A 1,142-nucleotide genomic window follows, 5' to 3' on the forward strand; every position below is an offset into this window, starting at 1 on the left:
CGCCGGCCCAGTTCGATCAGTTCGCTGCAGTAACCGGCCTCGAACAGCAATAGCTGAGCACCCCGGCGCCGCTGGTCTTGGTCGCGCCGGCCCGCGCAGGAACATGCGCAGTGCGGCCGGCAGTTCGCGCCGGTGGCGGGCGGCGATTTCGTCCAGCGGTTGGCTGGCGCCACCACCAGTACCTCGACCGGGGCCAGCCCCAGGCGCCGCGGTTGCAGGTCCGAGGGCAGCAGGTGGCTGAGGTGGTTGAGCCGCTGCAGCAGTTCCAGGTCGTCTTCCAGGCTGTCGATGAACGTGCTGTTGAGCAGGTGCCCGCCGATCTGCGCCAGGCTCGGGTGCTTGCCGCTGAACACACGCGCCTGCGCGGTGCCGGGTGTGGGGCGGTGCGGGTTGCCACTGACCCCCACCACCAGCACGCGGTTGGCGCCCAGGTGCAGCGCCGGGCTGATCGGCGCCGACTGGCGGACCGCGCCGTCGCCATAGAACTCTTCACCCAGCTTGATCGGCGCAAACAGCAACGGGATAGCCGAACTGGCCAGCAGGTGCTCGACGCTCAGGCGGGTCGGCAGGCCGATACGCCGGTGGCGCAGCCAGGGCTCGATGGCGCCCTTGCCCTGATAGAAGGTCACGGCCTGGCCAGACTCGTAGCCGAACGCCGTGACCGCCACGCACGCAGGTGCTGCTGTTCGATGGCGTGGCCGATGCCATCCATGTCCAGGTGCTGGTTGAGCAGCTTGCGCAGCGGCGAGCTGTCGAGCAGCGCCACCGGCACCTGCGCGCCGAGCCCCAGCAGGCTGTGGCCGACAAAGCGACTGGCCTGGCGGATCACCCCCGGCCAGTCGCTGCGCAGCACCTGGTGGCTGCGAAAGCCTTGCCAGAAGCCGGTGAGGCGGCGGATGGCATCGGCGAAATGCAGCGCACCGCTGGCCAGGGTCACCGCATTGATGGCCCCGGCCGACGTGCCGACGATCACCGGGAACGGATTGGCGGCGCCGGCTGGCAACAGGTCGGCGATGCCCGCCAGTACGCCGACCTGATAGGCGGCACGGGCGCCACCGCCAGAGAGGATCAGGCCGGTGACGGGGGTTGGTGCTGACATGTACTGCTCCCTGAGATCGGTGTCGACGCCTTCGCTGGCAAGC

The 1,142-nt window shown here is 69.7% G+C and carries 1 pseudogene; it reads right to left on the reverse strand.

Annotated features, from left to right (window positions below):
- Window positions 1–1,099, reverse strand: a pseudogene (locus G3436_RS26255) (patatin-like phospholipase family protein); the annotation flags it as partial.
- Window positions 1,100–1,142 lie beyond the last annotated feature (43 nt).

It is taken from the genome of Pseudomonas brassicae (assembly GCF_010671725.1).
In the GTDB taxonomy this organism is placed as follows: domain Bacteria; phylum Pseudomonadota; class Gammaproteobacteria; order Pseudomonadales; family Pseudomonadaceae; genus Aquipseudomonas; species Aquipseudomonas brassicae.